Source organism: Ethanoligenens sp. (genome assembly GCF_047718355.1).
GTDB lineage: Bacteria > Bacillota > Clostridia > Oscillospirales > Ethanoligenentaceae > Ethanoligenens.
In genome coordinates, this window is the sequence record NZ_JBDNLG010000063.1 from 1 (window position 1) to 16669 (window position 16669).

The following is a 16669-nucleotide window of genomic DNA, read 5'->3' on the forward strand; positions in this document are numbered from 1 at the left end:
CAAATAAATACATTGGAATTATAGGAATTAGGACTCCTGTTTCAGGATTTTTCGCGTCCCTGTCGCTTTCCCTCCGGTTTTTCCGACTTGGCTTCCCCATTTTTCAGCAGTTTTACCACACTTTTGTGGAACGATTTGGCGGGCGCGTCCTGCTCCTTGTCCAACCGCACTTTCAACTGCCCGGTAAGCAGGTGCACGTCCTCCACCAAACCGCGTCCTTCAGGTGTATGGACGCTGGCGCCCACACGCGGCGTAGTACGCAACAAATCCTCATAGGCTTCTTCCTCAAACTTGAGACAGCACATCAGCCGCCCGCAGGTGCCGGAAATCTTGGTCGGATTGAGTGAAAGACCCTGCTCCTTTGCCATCTTGATCGACACAGGCTGAAAGTCGCCCAGAAAGGTGCTGCAGCAGAACGGCTTGCCGCAAACGCCAAGCCCACCCAACATTTTGGCCTCATCCCGCACGCCGATCTGCCGCAATTCGATGCGTGTGCGGAAGACGGAAGCGAGGTCTTTCACCAGTTCACGGAAATCCACCCGTCCGTCCGCCGTGAAATAAAATAGCACCTTGTTGTTGTCGAACGTATATTCCGCATCGATCAATTTCATGCCCAGACCGTGTTCTGCAATCTTCTTCAGACAAATGCGGAACGCTTCTTTTTCTTTGCGCATGTTTTCTTTCACACGCTGGAGGTCCTCCACGGTGGCGGAGCGCAGAACGCTTTTGAGCGGCTGCACAATATGTTCGTCTTCCACCTCACGGGCGGGCATGACCACTTCTCCGCATTCCACACCCCGCGCTGTTTCCACGATCACATGGTCGCCGGCGGCAAAGTCGATATCCGCCGGGTCAAAATAATAAATTTTTCCGACGTTTTTAAAACGTACGCCGATTACTTCGGTCATATTGATTCTCCAATTACAGCGCGTTCTTCACCTGCCAAAGCCGTGCAAACAGGCTGGTGAGCAAAAGCGGCTTATTCGCATACCGTTCCAATGAATCCCGTGTGGACACAGCTTCTTCTTCCAGCGCAAAAAGTGCCGTACGTGTGAATGTCCGTGCCAGCGTCCCCGCCTGATCTGCACAGCCTGAAAGTGCCGTTGCCAACCCTTCACGCAAGGCCAGCGCGTCCCGGAACAGCAGCGGAAGCAGCGCCAAAAATGCATTGCAAAGCGCCGCATCTTTTTCCAGTGTGCCAGACAACCGCAAAAACGCATACGGTGCGCTGCCAATGAGTGCCGACGCAAACGTTTCACAAAATGCGCGGGATGCGGCAAAACTGCCATCGTACAAGCCTTGTTTTGCCTGCCCGATCAAGCCGCCCGCCATGCGCACTGCCGCGTGTGCATCGACTTCATGCAGTTCTGCGTCCTGCGCACAGAGTGCGGCAACCGCTTCCTCTTCCGGCACAGGGCCAAGCGAAAATTCCACACAGCGGGAACGCACGGTGGGAAGTACGCGAAAGCGGCTGTCGCAGATGAGCAGGAACAGCGCATAGGCAGGCGGTTCCTCAATAAGTTTAAGCAAAGCGTTCTGTGCCTGCTCACTCATGTTCTGCACATGGATAAGGATATAAACTTTCCGCGCGGCGTCGTTTGGTCCCACCGCCGCAGAAGCACGCACCTGACGCACTGCATCTATAGGAAAAGAACGCGGCCCTTTGCCGCCCTCGACCTCAATGATATCAGGATGGTGCAGCGCCAGCGCGTTCCGGCACTGACGGCACATACCGCAAGGTTTTTCCCCCGTGCCGTCGCAGACCGCAGTCTGCGCAAGGATGCGCGCAAACGTGCGCTTGCCCGAACCGGCGGGACCGTCTATGAGCAGCGCATGAGGAATGCGGCCCGTGTCAAACGCATGAGCCGCAAGCTCTTTTGCACGCGTGTTTCCCGCAAATTGTAAAAAATGCATCGGGTTCAGACCTTTTCAAACCGTTCCACATCCAGCACAAAAACCGTTGCGCCCCCCACAGTGACTTCCACAGGGAACGATGAATACATTCCCACGCCATAAGACGCGTTGGTGGGCATCATCTGGGTGCGTTTACGGCTGTGTTTAGCGATGATATCCAGAACCTGCTGTACTTTATCGTCGTCAACACCGACCAGTAACGTGGTATTCCCCGCCATGAGGAAACCACCGGTCGTTGCCTGTTTGGTCACCGCAAAGCCCTCTTTTGTCAAAGCGCGTGAAACGGTGCCACTGTCGTCGTTACTGACGATAGCCAAAACCAGTTTCATAAGAAATCCCCCATCCCTATCGCCAAAATGAAAAGCAGCGATCAGACCGCCGCAGAATCGATATATCCTTGTGAGTACTTTTATTTATTTTATCACATTCAATGCGTTTACGCCATAGTTTTTCAGCGCGGCCGCCAAAGAAGCGCTGATGCGCTCTCCCGGACAAACCAGCGGGATACCCGGCGGGCAGGGGCAGCACCCTTCCGCCGCAACCCGCCCTGCTGTCTGTTCGACCGGAAGCCGCTCACACGCCGCACGCAGTGCCTCGCCCGGAGTCATGGCTGCATCAGGATGTTCCGGAGCCGTTGCAATCGCGGGGGCAAGTGTTCTACGTATCGGCAGTGCAGTCAGCGCGTCCGTCAGCGCTGCAAAATCCGCCTCGTCATGAAATACCGATGGCAGCATGACGATGTGACGGTCATCGTGCATTTCGATTGAAATTCCCCGTTTTCGCAGCCACGAGTCAGCCTCCGCGCCGGACAAACCCACACGCCCGACGTCAAGTGTGATGCGCACCGGATCACGCGGCGCGGGCGGTGGCAGCAGATCACGTATTGCAAGACGGTCATACAGTGCGTTCACGCGTGCTTGCAGGGCAGCAAACGCCTTTTTGCCGTGTTGTTCCCCCCATGCGCGCGCAAGATCGAGCGACAGCAAAATGAGATAGGATGGACTGCTCGATCCAAACAAAGCCATGGCGTCCTTAGCGCTGTCACGGGAAAAACGTGTGGCACCCATTTGCAAAAATGCGCCGCCGGTCAACACCGGCAGCGTCTTGTGCGCAGAATCGCAAACCAGATCCGCACCCTGCGCAAGCGGGTGCAACACACCGCCCTCCAGATAATGCAGATGCGCTCCATGGGCACCGTCCACCAACAGCGGCACATCATGGCGGCGGCAAACGGCGGCAATCCCCTCAATATCGGAAAGAATGCCATAATAGTCCGGGCTGGTCACATATACAAACGCCGCGCCACTGCCCGCCAGCGCCTGTTCCACTGCCTGTGGTGAAACCACGCCGGGCAAAGACGAGCCCTTGAATGGTTCCGGCCAGACCCAAATAGGCTCCAAATCAAGCAAAGACATCGCGTGGATGGCGCTGCGGTGTGCGCCGCGCGCGATGACAACACGCTGATTGCCGCTTTGGGACGCTAGACGCAGCATGGTTTGAATACAAAGCGTCGCCCCGCCTGCACTGAATAGTGTGTGCGACGCACCAAACGCTCGCGCGGCCTTTTCCTCTGCGGCACGGATAGGGCCGTCTGCCTCAAACAGACTGTCGGTCTCCGGCAGTTCAGTCACATCCAGCGAAAGCAGATTGCCAAATACGCTCAGTGCATCCGCCTTGCCTGCATGTCCGGGCGTGTGCAGCCGCAGCGGGTGTGTTTCAGCGTAAGCCCGCACTGCCGTATAAAGCGGCGCGTCAGCGATAAACGCGTTCGACATTGGCGTTGATGAGCATCGGGTTCACCTCGAACGATGCGATGTCCCCCGCGCTGCAGGTGATATTGCTGACATCGACAACCACCGTGCACATCCCCACCCGTCCGATCACAAGGGCGGGCTGCCCATTGATGGTGCAGCGAAGTGCCGGGCGATGCAGCAATGCTTTGAAATCGTGCCAGCCGTCACGCAGAATGTCGCGTGTGCGGAAGGCATCCCGTACTTTCCGCAAAAACAGGCCATCAGCATAACCGGTCTGAATTGTTGCGATACGCGCCGGTTTTTTAGTGGTGTATGTGTTGCCATATCCCACCGTATGTTTGGCAGGCAGCCAGCGAACATCAGCGACCGGGCATTCAAGCCGTCCCACTCTTTGCAGGCCGAGCCGGTTCTTGACTCCTACACGCCCGAGCAGTGCCGACCCGCAGCGCACTGCACCCAATCTGGTAGACGGATACAGAATTGCCGCGTTGGAAGCGGCAATATGCAGCAAGCCGGGTTCCACACCCGCATTCCGCAACGCGGCAACGCAGTTCTGGAAGTGGTCAAGCTGCGCTGTAACCCCTTTCACATCTTTCCCGAAACAATTGGAAAGATGTGAAAAACAGCCCGCAATCTCCAAACTTTTTAAATACTTGGCCGCCTGGACGGCTTTCTCGGATTCCTCCGGCAAAAAGCCGGAACGCCCCAGCCCGGTATCGAATTTCAAATGCACACGGCAGCGGACGCCCGCTTTTTCCGCAAGCCCGTTCAGCAGCACCGCGCTGCCGTAAGAGCCGACAGTGGCGGTCAGTCCCAGACGCACGATCTCCGCCGCTTCGCTTTCGGTGCTGTAGGGCGAGAGCAGGAAAATCTCCTCATCCGGCAGCGCTTCTTTCAGACGGGCGGCCTCCTCCAGACGTGAGACCGCCAGCAAATGCACATCCGCCTTTTCCACCAGCAGACGCGCCACAGCAACGTCTCCCAGCCCATATGCGTTGCCCTTGAGCACGGGAATGACCGGCACGTTTGTATGATTGCGCATGATTTTGAGATTGGACAAGATTTTGTCAGTCTCCACCACCAAAGTCGACATGGTATTTCACTTCCCTGTTTGATATCTTTCTAATTTATAAAAACATCGGCTTTCAAAGCCTGTCTACATTCCGCATTTCTCAGGCTGCGCGGTTTACGAATGCCTACGGTTCTTTAAATGGCGCAGCGTCTTTGTCAGGCGGATGCCGTTGTCCACGATCATCGCCGCCGGCGCATTGAGCACCAAATTAAATTCTCCGGCAAATTCAGTCAGCGTGCCATTAAACCCTTTTTTGAACCGGTATAGCCCGTACAGCGGATTTTCCGGGCTGAGGTCGCCCGAAACGCCACGGAAATCATAGAGATTGCAGCCCGTCTGTTGCGCCCAGCGAATCATCTCCCACTGAAGCAGATAGTTGGGCATCAGGTTGCGTGATTCGTTGGAGGATGCGCCGTAAAGATACCATGTCTTGTCGCCGTATTGGATCGCGATGGTACCCGCGATGGCCTTGCCTTCGTGATATGCCATATAGAGCCTGGCATGTTCCCCGAACGCGTCAAGCATGCGCTCAAAATAACTTATCGGACGTGTAGCGAATCCATCCCGCTGGCCGGTGGTGCGCATAATGGGCACAAATTCGGCAAGCGCCTGCTTCTCACAAATTTTGACCTCCACGCCGTGCTTTCTAGCCACACGCACATTATACCGCGTTTTGGAAGAAAAGCCTGCAAAGATCTCATCTTCACTCTTACCCGCTATATTCAGACGGAAAACAAACCGTGGCTGAATGCCATCAAAATTTTTCCCGCCATCGTGCAGTGTGAAAGAAAGCGTTTTCATCTTCTCAATAAACGCCGTGTCATACACCAGTACGTCGGGGTCAATCTTGAACAGGTAAGCATGATACTTGACAGCCAGTGCGCGCACGCCGCCGATCAAGCGGGCAAGCGTGTCGGTATCGGTAAGATCACACACGGGCCCGCGCGGCGCATACATCAGGGTAACCGGTAAAACAGGCACCCGCCGAATAAGCACCGCAATGGAGCCAATGATGGCGCCCTCCGCGTTTTTCTCCACCACAGCTTCCCATTTCCAGTCACTTTTCACCTGCCCCCACTCGGGGCTCTGCATGAAATGTCCCTTGGGGTGCGCCTGCACAAACGCGCGGTAGGCATCCATATCCTTTTGCTGAAGGATCTCCAAAACGGTCACTCCTTTAATTTATCGTCAGGCTTTCACTGGTAAAGCCGCTATCATCATGAACCGTGCGCCCGTTTGGAAACGTAACACAGCCGCCACCGAATCATTATACCATCCCCCTGTCCTCTTTGCAATGTGCATACGCCCCCGCACCCATCGTCAGGGTTTCTCATACCATGGACTAGGGCGGCACATCCCGTTCTTTGCCGTCCGGCAAAACCGCTGTTCATCTTCCATATGAGCACTACGGCGCTCAAATATAGCTATCTTAGATAGATTTCCGTGCCGGAGTGATCGTATTTACCATGCGCGTACCGCAGCCGTTTTATGGAGTATTACTGCGGAACACCATCCATTTTTCTAATTTTAACTTCCGTAATAATACATAACAATCCGTGTCCCCATACGTGTGGAAGACACTATGAGGCGGACGTTTCTGTACCACATCATAATGTACGGGCCATTTTCTGGAGGTCGATCAATTTGTTTACGGATACCACATTTGCCGTAATCGGGGGGGACCTAAGGCAGGCGCATCTTGCCGGTCTGCTGGCCGCCGACGGTCTGTCGGTACTCACCGTGGGCTTTGAACGCAAGATTCCCATCTCGTCCGACGTACTGCATGTCAAAAATGCGGCAGAAGCTGTGGAACGGGCGCACTGCGTCATCCTGCCGCTGCCGTTTACGGTGGACGGCAGCACCGTGAACGCGCCGTTTTCACGCGCGCCCATCCCGCTTCAAAGCATCTGGGAGGCAGCGGACCACGACCCGCTCATCACCGGCGGAATGCTCTCGCCAGACGTTGTCGAAGCCGCGCGCACCCACGGATTTCGCACTGTGGACTATTACGCCAAAGAAGAAATGGCAGTGCGCAACACCGTGCCGACAGTAGAAGGCGCCCTTCAGATTGCGTTTGAGGAACTGCCCATCACACTGCATGGGACGCGCTGCCTTGTGCTTGGATTCGGGCGCGTTGGCAGAACGCTTTGCCGCTCCCTGCGCGGCCTGGGCGCCGAAGTGACCGGATGCGCACGCAGTTACGATGACCTCGCGTGGGTACGCACACTGGACTGCACACCGCTCCGACTGGACGGACTGACCGGTGTGGCAGGTAGATTCGACGTGGTGTTCAACACCATCCCCGCCCGTATTCTGACCGCAGAGCTTCTAACGCATCTGAAAAAGGGATGTCTGGTCATCGACCTTGCTTCCAAACCCGGCGGGGTGGATTTTGACGCCGCCAAACAACTCGGTGTCAAAACAGTCTGGGCGCTGTCCCTGCCGGGCAAAGTCGCGCCGCACACCGCCGGACAGATCATCAAGGAAACTGTATTGCACATTTTGGAAGAGGAGGGGTTATCATGACCGTCGGATTCGCGCTCACAGGTTCCTTTTGTACCTTTGCCGCCGTCATCCCACAGATTGAGGTATTGACAAAGGCTGGGCATACCGTCATTCCCATTCTTTCTCCTATTTCCTATTCGTCGGACACACGTTTTGGTGAGGCGGCGGCGTTCCGCCGGCAGATTGAGACCCTATCCGGGCAGAAGATTCTGCACACCATGCAGGAGGTTGAACCAATAGGACCTAAAAAGATGCTGGACATTCTGGTCGTTGCGCCCTGTACCAGCAACACCATTGGCAAGCTGGCCAACGGCATCAATGACACACCGGTCACCATGGCGTGCAAATCCCACCTGCGCAACGGACGGCCCGTGGTGCTCGCCATCTCCACCAACGACGCATTGGGACTTTCCGCGCGGAACATCGGCACATTGCAGGCTTTTCGGGATTTTTATTTCGTACCGTATGGACAGGACAATGTCGAGAAGAAACCCCGGTCGATGGTCGCGCACTTCGACCTCATCCTCCCCACGGTGGAAGCCGCCGCCAAAGGCGACCAGCTCCAACCCATTTTACAATAAATCGATGCCATGCCAAAAGACCATAAAAGGCTTCCGTACATTTCCCGTGCGGAAGCCTTTTGCTGCCGCTATACCGTCAGCCCAATCTGTAAGGAGTTCCTCACGCGTGCCTAGAGACCTTTTTTCCCAATACAATCAGTTCGTGCGCGACCAAGGGCAGCAACGCCAACCCAAATGTGAGCAGCCAATGCGGTGCGTCCAGCGGAGTGGTCGAGAAAAACACGTTCAATATCGGAATTTCTATGATTACAATCTGCAAAATCAAGCCAAGGAAAAATGCAAAGAGCATAAACCGGTTTTCCAGATGGTTCATGCGAAACAGAGAGCGGTTGGTATTGCGCATTCCAATAGCATGAGACAACTGCGAGACCGCCAGCACCGTCACACAAAGCGTGCCACCCAGTATGCGGCCATAGGCCGCGCCGCGTGCGGCGATACCCTCGTTATAGCCAACCAGATATCCGACAAGCGATGCGCCGCCAATAATTGCACCGTAGAGCAGCAAAATAGCAATACCGCCGTGTGCAAACAGGCTTTCTTTGGGGGAACGCGGTTTCTCCTTCATCACATCCGGCGTACCGGGATCAACACCCAGCGCAAGGCCCGGCAACGAATCGGTCACCAAGTTGACCCACAGGATCTGTGCCGCCGTCAGTGGAGCGGGAAGCCCCGCCAGCACCGCCACAAGCATGGTGATAATCTCGCCAAAGTTGGATGCCAGCAGATAGAGCACCGATTTTCTGATATTGTTGTAGATATTGCGCCCTTCTTCAATGGCGCGGCGAATGGTGGCAAAGTTATCATCGGTCAAGATCATATCGGCTGCGCCCTTGGCGACATCAGTACCGGTTATACCCATCGCGATGCCGATATCAGCAGACTTCAAAGACGGCGCATCGTTTACGCCATCGCCCGTCATCGATACAATGTTCCCGTTCGCGCGGAAAGCCTGCACGATCTGCACCTTGTTTTCAGGCGACACACGGGCAAAAACACGCAGTTTCCGCACGCGTTTTTGCAGTTCTTCCGATGACATGTCGTCCAATTCGTGCCCGGAAATGGCTGCGTCTTCACTGTCCGTGATTTGCAACTCTTTTGCAATCGCCAGCGCGGTGTCCCGATGGTCGCCTGTGATCATCACCGTTGTGATACCGGCGCGTTTGCAGGCCTCCACAGCGTCTTTGACTTCCGGACGCGGCGGATCGATCATCCCCACAAACCCGACGAATACCATATTCGTTTCCAGCGGTTCCCCTCCGCGCTCGCGGTAAGCAAGCGCCAGCACGCGCAGCGCACGGTGTGCCATCTCGGAAGCGGCGGCAGTGATACGTCCTTTGTCTTCCTCGGTAATCACGCGTTCCGTATTGCCGTCCAGAATACGCGTCGTGTGCGCAAGGATACCGTCCAGTGCGCCTTTGGTGTATGCAATGCGTACACCGTCGCAATCATGCACGGTCGTCATCCGTTTGCGTTCGGAATCAAATGGGATTTCCTCCACGCGCGGTCGGGATTTTTCCAAATCCTCGCGGACATTCCCTTGTTTTTCACACATATCCAGCAATGCAATTTCGGTGGGATCGCCTACTTTTGTGCCGCCTTTGGTGGATGCATCGTTGCAGAGGCAGAAGCCTTCGTAAAAACGCGCAGCGGCGGCTTTGTCCATCTCCTGCGGCAAAACGACCGCTGCGCCCGCGCGCTGTTCGGTCACTGTCATCCGGTTCTGCGTAAGCGTGCCCGTCTTGTCCGTACAGACGACGTTCACCGCGCCCAATGTTTCCACTGCAGGCAGGCGCCGCACAATGGAACGTGCCTTTGCCATACGGGAAACACCCGCCGCCAGCACAATAGTGACCACTGTAGGCATCCCCTCCGGGATGGCCGCCACCGCCAGTGAAATGGCCGTCAGCAGCATTTCAAAAACATTGCGGTGCTGCACCAGCGCAGTGACAAACAACAGCGCACAGATAACCACCGCCACCACGCCGAGCATCTTGCCCAGATCAGCCAGTCGTTTTTGAAGCGGGGTCAGTTCATCACCCGCATCCTCCAGAATTTTGGCAATCTTACCAATCTCCGTTTGCATTCCGGTAGCAGTTACCACACCCTCACCGCGGCCATAGCTGACCATCGTGGTCATAAACGCCATGTTGGTTCGGTCACCCACCGGCAGGCTTTTGTCTGCCCGAAAATCTGCTTCTTTCTCACTGGCAACCGACTCGCCGGTCAGCGCGGATTCTTCTATTTTGAGGTTGACACTCTCCAACAGCCGTAAATCGGCGGGAATGAGCCGACCCGCTTCCAGCACCACTACATCGCCCGGTACCAGTTCTGCCGCGTCGATCTCCGTCACTACTCCATTCCGGCGCACCAGTGCTTTGGGGCTTGCCATTTTCCGCAATGCTTCCATGGCCTTTTCCGCACGCGCCTGCTGAATAAACCCGATGACCGCATTTACCGCCACGACAATAAAAATAATGATACTGTCCGCCGCCTCATGCAGCAAAATAGAAATGACGCCTGCCGCCAGCAGAATATAAATCAGCGGGTCGTTGAACTGTCCCAGAAATACAAGAAGTGGACTTTTCTTCGGTTTGCCCTTCAACGCGTTCGGCCCGTCACGTTCCAGTCTGGCGCGCGCCTCATCTGTTTCCAACCCTCCTTTACGGGTAGAAAGCACCTGTAGCGTTTCCTTGGCTGAAAGCGTTTCAAACGCCTCTTCCATGTCGTTCCTCCTTCTCATTGAACAAGACTCAATAAAAAAGACTTTTAACATAACCGACGCCAATAGGGCGGGATTATGTTAAAAGTCTGACTACCTTTACAGGCCCGCAAAACCAGGCTGTGAAGCCGGGAATGTTGATTTTGCGGAAATGTTACTCCCTTTTAACAGTTTATGTGGCTTTTGTGCATCCACTCAGTGCAGCCGTTTGGAAGCGCTAAACAGCGCTTTGGCCACCGCCGTGGAAATAATGGCGGCCACGATTGCCTCCGGCACACCGTTGGTGACCACAACACCCATCAATACTTTACCTATTGTGCTGACCGCCAAGTTCATCTTGGCGGCGTAGAGGTCTCCGAACAGCCAGTAAATGCCCCCCAGCACAAACACCGTGTTGGTGATTGAACCAGCCAGACCGGCCGCGATGCCCGCGCCCAATTTCGTCTTATCCCACCTTGAGACCAGACGGAACACCAGCGCAGCCACCAGACCGATGAGCATTCTTGGAACAATTGCGATTACCGCGCTTTTCCAACTGCCAAACGGCAAAAACGGGCTGAATACAAACGAGGTCGGCAATGGCATTACTGTGTTGTGTACCAAACTGACGATACCCATCACCCCGCCGAGGAACAAGCCGTCCCATGGCCCGAGCAGAATCGCGCCGACAATAACAGGGATGTGTATGGTCGTTGCGTCGATGGGTCCCACCGGAATGCTCCCCAGCGGCGTGAACGCCAAAACAATGATGATGGCCGAAAACAACGACAGCATCACCGTGCGCCGCGTTTTGTCCAGACGCCGAACGGCGCCCTGTGCGTTTACCAAAATAATTCCTCCTTGCTGCTGCTCCATTAAAAGGATGCAACGCAAATTCTATTTTATCACAAATTTATCCGGAAAGATAAATCTGCCATAAACAAAGTAGGATATACTCGATGCTACATGTACCTTATACGTTTTTTATACAATTACGCAAATAGATGGCGTGAAGGCCTTCCAGCAGCAGGTTCTCATCATATTTTATATGGCAGCGGCAGTGCGCCACAATCTCATGCGCGATGCCGCCGGTGGCAACCACCGTGGCCTTTTCGCCAAGCTGCTCCTCAATGCGCGCCACCATGCCATCCAAAAAGCTGGCTGTTCCAAATACCGCGCCGGATTTCATAGCCTCCTCGGTGTTTGGTCCAATGACATTGCGCGGCGCTTCCAGTCCAATCTGCGGCAATTGCGCGGTGCGGGAAGCAAGTGCATCCAATCCAAGCCGCACACCCGGAAAAATCACCCCGCCCAGATAATGTCCCTTGCCATCGATGGTGCCGATGGTGGTGGCAGTGCCAAGGTCAAACAGGATAATCGGTTTGGGGTATTTGCCAAGTGCCCCTACTGCATCTGCCACGATATCCGAGCCGAGCTGTGAAGGATTGTCGATGCGGATGTCCAGACCTGTTTTCAACCCCGGCCCCAACACCAGCGGGCGCTTGCCGATCAGCTTTTCCACCGCCTCGACCAATGCACCGGTTACCTGCGGCACCACAGACGACATGATGGAACCTTCCACCTCAGTCAAGCACACTCGGCAGAGGTCAAGCACCCCTTTGAGTGTCACTGCGTAATCGTCCCGCATCCGCTCCCGATCTGTTTTCAGTCGGGATACAAACGAAAGCGTATTGCCATTCCATCCGCCCAATACAATATTTGAATTGCCAACGTCAATTGTTAAAATCAAGCCCATGCATCCCCGTTTTCTTCATCATTCAAAACCTTACGCGGGGTTTTCCGGAACGATAATCGCCGCGATGATATAGGCCAAAATGCCTGAACCGCCTATAAAGCAGAAGACCACCCACGCAAGCCGAATGAGTGTGGGGTCAACGTTGAAATATTCGGCAATTCCCCCACAAACACCCGCCAGCATCCGCTGGGTACGGGAACGGTATAATCTTTTATCCATGCTGCATTCCTCCTGCGGCACGCTCAGCGCCCCGCATCAGCAGGGCAGCGATTGGTTCAAACGATAAAACCAGTTCTAAATCCTTCGCTTATTATTCCCGCGGTTTAAAGTTGTTCCTGCACTGCGGACAAATACCATAAACTTCCAATTTATGTCCGGAGATCTTGTAGCCGGTGGTTCGGGCAATGCTGTCTTCATAAGCGCCCAGCGGGCAATCCTGAATCGGCACAATCCTGTGGCACACGGTGCAAATGAGATTATGACAGTGGACTTCCGGCGTCATCTCAAACATGGCGCGCCCCCCGTCCATCAGCACCGAACGGGCGACCATCTGTTTGCCACAAAGCGTGTCCAGCGTTCGGTAGATTGTTGAAAGGCTCAGCGTCGCAAAATCTTTGCGCAGACGCATGAACAATTCCTCGGCAGTAAGCGGGGTATCGCTTTGGTTGAGCGCCGCAAGCAGTGCCAATCGCTGGCGTGTCACTTTAAGGCCGCGTTCCAGCAATTTTTCCCGATAACGGTTTTCCTGTTCCGGCAAACTGGCTCATCTCCAACTCCGATTTTTTTTATTTTATCATATCCACCGAACAATTACAACTAAATGCGCGCGCTTTCAAGGGGATGTCCACTTTCGCCCCGCGCGTGCTTATGCTATAATAAAAATCCCAAAGCACAAACGGGACTGTCAAAAAACAGGAAAGAGGATAACCGCATTGAAATTACGTGTGTTTTTTGGCTTGACGGCCGGCATCTTCGCACTGCCATGCGAGATTGTCGATCAATACATAAATGACGCGCCCGCAGATACGCTGCGTGTGCTGCTCTACCTCTACCGCCACGGCGGAACACTGGACAGCGAGATGCTCTGCGACGCACTCCATATCAAAGAAAAAACCTTGCTTGAGGCGCTTGCCTTCTGGTCGGACAAGCAATTATTCACGCTGGATGCCGGGCAGACAGTTCCCGCTGCGGCGGAGGCCGCCGCGCAAATCGCGCCGCAGCCAAAACCCCAAAAGGCAAAATCCACCCGTCCCGCACTGGAATCACCCACGCAATATACCTCCACCGACATCGTCAACCGTTCGAAGAACAATGCGGAGATCCGTTTCCTGCTGGATACCGCGCCCACACTGCTTGGACGGCTGCTCTCCCCTGCGGACTGTTCAACCCTGCTCTATCTATACGACAGCGCGGGGCTGCCGGCCGACGTCATCCTCATGCTGCTGGAATACTGCGTATCTACCGGACACACCAACCTGCGCTATCTGGAGAAAGTGGCATTTTCCTGGGCGGAAGACGGCATCGACACCCATGAAAAAGCCGAGCAGCGCATCTTGCAGTTGGAATCTCTGCACAGCTTTGAGGGACAAATCCGTTCTATTATGGGCATCACTGGGCGGGCGCTCACCGCTTCCGAGCGGCAGCACATGGTACGCTGGTCCAACGAATGGAACACACCGCCCGAACTGGTGCGCACGGCGTTTGATATCTGCGTCAAGCGCACAGGCAAGCTCTCGTTTTCCTATATCAACTCCATCTTGAAAACCTGGCATGAAAAAGGGTACACCACCACGGAGCAAGCGCAGAATGAGCGGCGTGAGCCTGCGCGGCAAAGCGGCGGCAAAGCGTCAACTTACGATATCAACGAATATGTGGACTTATCGATGAAACGCCTGTTAGGTGACAAATAACCCACAGTGGAAAGGAGAATGCGGAATGGCCTACAGCAAAGAAGTATTTGACGCGGCCATGCGCCGTCTGGAGCAGCGCAGGCAGCAAACGGATGCGGAAACCGACCGTACCCGCGCGGAACTGTACACACACATTCCGCGTCTGCGCGAGATACAGGATGAACTGGCCGGCACCGCGGTGAATGCCGTACGCGAGATGCTCGCGGGCGGAGACACTGCCGCCAACATGGAACGGTTGAAAAAAATCAACTTAAACCTTCAGGCTGAGCGCGCGGAACTGCTCACCGCGAACGGCCTGCCGCCGGATATGATGACGCCCAAGCGCTATTGCCGACAATGCGACGACACCGGCTATGTGGGAGACCGCGTCTGTGATTGCCTACGCACCCTGCTGCGGGAGGAGGCCTGTAAGCGCGCCAACTCCGGTTCTCCTTTGCCACTGCGTGCGTTTGATACCTTTGATCTATCCTACTACCCCGATACCCCTTTGCCCGGTGCGGACACGACCGTGCGCGCCTATATGGGACGGGTCTTCGCCTACTGCAAACAATATACGGAGCAGTTTTCACCCACCACCAGCCCGAGCCTGCTATTTTTGGGCGGCACGGGGCTTGGCAAAACCCATCTGGCACTGGCGGTTGCCAACGAGGTACTCGGACGCGGTTTCAGTGTAATCTACGACACGGCGCAAAACATCTTTTCCAAAATAGAAGATGAACATTTCGGACGCGGCGAGCAAAATTTCACTCAAACCGTCTACGACTGCGACCTGCTAATTCTGGATGAGCTGCCCGATTACGCAACATCTTTCACCAACAGCACCTTCTACAATATCATCAACACCCGCACGCTGGCGCATCGCCCGGCCATTGTAAGCACCAACCTGACCGAAAAAGAACTGGAAGCGCGCTATGGGCAAAAGATTTTTTCCCGCTTAATCGGTGATTTCTGGATGTTCAAATTTTTCGGGCGGGATATCCGCCAGCTCAAGTTGAAAAAAAATATTTTTTAAAGCTGCTCACCTTATTATTAAACGCTAAAAAGCCCGCACCCATATTAAATGGATGCGGGCTTTTTAGCGTTTAATAACAGTTAATTGGTACCGTCGCCAAAGAATGAGAAGCCGCCGTCATCGTCGTCCCCACCGTTGCCGCTGTAATTATTGCCATTGTTTGAACGTCCGGGCTGAGACTGGGTGGTACTGGTGCTTGCAGCGGTCGTATCACCTTTGTCTTCCGCCAGCTTTACCTTGAACGTCAGTGTTTTCGCCGTACTGTTGGAATACCGCGCCACTGTCAGCGTCACCGTGTCTCCGGGCTTGTACTTGCTTTCTTCTTTATAGAAGTTATCATACCAAGTAGAGGAATCGCCTGTGGCAACCGTCACATCGTTGATTTTTGAAATCACATCGCCCTGCTTCATGCCCTGAGCGGCAGCGTCACTCGAACTGTCCACGCTCTTGACCAGCAGGCCGGTCGGCATGTTGTACAGCTTTGCCTGATAATTTGTAAATACGGTTACCGAAATACCCAGTTTCACGCGACCGGTAACATAACCGTTCTTAATGATGCTGTCTACGATAGGCTTGGCACTGTTGATGGGAATGGCAAAGCCCATCCCTTCATATCCTGTCTCTTCAATCTTGGAAGAAGTAATGCCAATGACCTGCCCGTACATGTTCACCAGCGCGCCGCCGGAGTTACCGGGATTGATAGCCGCATCGGTCTGTAAAACGTTCTGCGTGTAATTGTTGGCCGTAACCTGCCGATTGGTTGCCGAAATGATACCTGATGTTACCGAACCTGCAAATTCCGTACCGCCCGGATTGCCGATTGCCAGCACCGATTCGCCTACCTGTAACTGTGAAGAATTTCCAAACGTGGCAGCCGATAAACCCGTTGCATCAATTTTCAGCACTGCCAAATCAGTGCGGGTATCACTGCCTACCACTTTTGCATCATATGATTTTGTAGAACCGTCCGCGGCGGTGACTACCACCTCGAACTTCTGTCCGCCCGCGATAACATGTGCATTGGTCACAACATATCCATCGGCCGACATGATAATACCCGAGCCTTCCGCGCTGGGGTCTACCGAACTCAAATCATAGGTTTGAATAGCGATAACCGACTGCTTCACTTTGCTGACGACCTGCGCCGCGCTCATCTGCAGCCCGGTAGAGGCGGATGTGGATGTGGCGGATGCTGTGGTGGTGCTGGATGGCTTGTCTGTTAATGTGATGCCGCCGCTAGCAGTAGCCGTGCCGCTGGATGTCAACGCACCCAATCCGCCGCCCCGCACCATGGACGCAACGCCGATGCCTGCCAGAATCAGCACAGCCACCCCAAATACGCTGCAAATGCTGACAATGAAAACCCGCATCCCTCTTGGCTTTTTCTGCGGTGGTTTGTCCGGTCCCACAGCTTGAAAATCGTTTTTCCATGTGTCGCTTTGTTGTTCATCAGACGCCTTTTTATCC

The 16669-nt window shown here is 54.6% G+C and carries 16 protein-coding genes; 4 read left to right on the forward strand and 12 right to left on the reverse strand.

The window, feature by feature from the left end:
- Positions 1 to 41 precede the first annotated feature (41 nt).
- The 6 genes from ABF463_RS09960 to ABF463_RS09985 form a co-directional block, all read right to left on the reverse strand.
- Positions 42 to 908, reverse strand: a complete 867-nt coding sequence (locus tag ABF463_RS09960; protein WP_415533470.1) for a PSP1 domain-containing protein — start codon at positions 906 to 908, stop codon at positions 42 to 44.
- A gap of 13 nt (positions 909 to 921) precedes the next feature.
- A complete protein-coding gene (locus tag ABF463_RS09965; RefSeq protein WP_415533471.1) occupies positions 922 to 1914 on the reverse strand; it encodes an ATP-binding protein in 993 nt (330 codons plus the stop codon).
- 5 nt (positions 1915 to 1919) lie between these two features.
- Positions 1920 to 2243: a cyclic-di-AMP receptor gene (locus ABF463_RS09970; protein WP_415533472.1), complete on the reverse strand. Its 324-nt coding sequence runs from the start codon at positions 2241 to 2243 to the stop codon at positions 1920 to 1922.
- 84 nt (positions 2244 to 2327) lie between these two features.
- Positions 2328 to 3689 carry an aminotransferase class I/II-fold pyridoxal phosphate-dependent enzyme gene (locus ABF463_RS09975; protein WP_415533473.1) on the reverse strand — a complete coding sequence of 454 codons (1362 nt, stop codon included), beginning with the start codon at positions 3687 to 3689 and terminating at the stop codon, positions 2328 to 2330.
- Positions 3667 to 4761, reverse strand: coding sequence for an alanine racemase (alr, locus tag ABF463_RS09980; RefSeq protein WP_415533474.1), 1095 nt, complete (start codon positions 4759 to 4761; stop codon positions 3667 to 3669). Before alr ends, ABF463_RS09975 begins: the two co-directional genes overlap by 23 nt.
- Before the next feature lie 93 nt (positions 4762 to 4854).
- The gene (locus ABF463_RS09985; RefSeq protein WP_415533475.1) at positions 4855 to 5904 is read right to left on the reverse strand and encodes a lipid II:glycine glycyltransferase FemX; all 1050 of its coding nucleotides are present in this window, start codon (positions 5902 to 5904) and stop codon (positions 4855 to 4857) included.
- A 480-nt stretch (positions 5905 to 6384) separates the two neighbouring features.
- Between ABF463_RS09985 and dpsA the strand changes: the two genes are divergently transcribed.
- Entirely contained in the window at positions 6385 to 7266 is an 882-nt protein-coding gene (dpsA, locus tag ABF463_RS09990; protein WP_415533476.1) for a dipicolinate synthase subunit DpsA, read from the forward strand.
- On the forward strand, positions 7263 to 7826 hold the full coding sequence (locus tag ABF463_RS09995; protein WP_415533477.1) for a dipicolinate synthase subunit B: 564 nt from the start codon (positions 7263 to 7265) through the stop codon (positions 7824 to 7826). Before dpsA ends, ABF463_RS09995 begins: the two co-directional genes overlap by 4 nt.
- A 100-nt stretch (positions 7827 to 7926) precedes the next feature.
- On the opposite strand, the gene ABF463_RS10000 is transcribed toward ABF463_RS09995, so the two are convergent.
- From ABF463_RS10000 to ABF463_RS10020, 5 genes are all read right to left on the reverse strand, one after another.
- Positions 7927 to 10548: a cation-translocating P-type ATPase gene (locus ABF463_RS10000; RefSeq protein ID WP_415533478.1), complete on the reverse strand. Its 2622-nt coding sequence runs from the start codon at positions 10546 to 10548 to the stop codon at positions 7927 to 7929.
- 192 nt (positions 10549 to 10740) lie between these two features.
- Complete coding sequence (locus tag ABF463_RS10005) at positions 10741 to 11373, reverse strand: ECF transporter S component (RefSeq protein WP_415533479.1); 633 nt, start codon at positions 11371 to 11373, stop codon at positions 10741 to 10743.
- A gap of 124 nt (positions 11374 to 11497) precedes the next feature.
- On the reverse strand, positions 11498 to 12280 hold the full coding sequence (locus ABF463_RS10010) for a type III pantothenate kinase (RefSeq protein ID WP_415533480.1): 783 nt from the start codon (positions 12278 to 12280) through the stop codon (positions 11498 to 11500).
- 30 nt (positions 12281 to 12310) lie between these two features.
- On the reverse strand, positions 12311 to 12499 hold the full coding sequence (locus tag ABF463_RS10015) for a PspC domain-containing protein (RefSeq protein WP_415533481.1): 189 nt from the start codon (positions 12497 to 12499) through the stop codon (positions 12311 to 12313).
- 91 nt (positions 12500 to 12590) lie between these two features.
- Positions 12591 to 13037 carry a Fur family transcriptional regulator gene (locus ABF463_RS10020; protein ID WP_415533482.1) on the reverse strand — a complete coding sequence of 149 codons (447 nt, stop codon included), beginning with the start codon at positions 13035 to 13037 and terminating at the stop codon, positions 12591 to 12593.
- 175 nt (positions 13038 to 13212) lie between these two features.
- Here ABF463_RS10020 and ABF463_RS10025 point away from each other — a divergent pair, with 175 nt between their 5' ends.
- The gene (locus tag ABF463_RS10025; protein ID WP_415533483.1) at positions 13213 to 14190 is read left to right on the forward strand and encodes a DnaD domain protein; all 978 of its coding nucleotides are present in this window, start codon (positions 13213 to 13215) and stop codon (positions 14188 to 14190) included.
- A 25-nt stretch (positions 14191 to 14215) separates the two neighbouring features.
- Positions 14216 to 15202 (forward strand): ATP-binding protein, encoded by a 987-nt coding sequence (locus tag ABF463_RS10030; protein WP_415533484.1) that lies wholly within the window; start codon positions 14216 to 14218, stop codon positions 15200 to 15202.
- Between the two features lie 80 nt (positions 15203 to 15282).
- On the opposite strand, the gene ABF463_RS10035 is transcribed toward ABF463_RS10030, so the two are convergent.
- On the reverse strand, positions 15283 to 16669 hold a 1387-nt coding region (locus ABF463_RS10035), incomplete at its 5' end, for a S1C family serine protease (protein WP_415533485.1).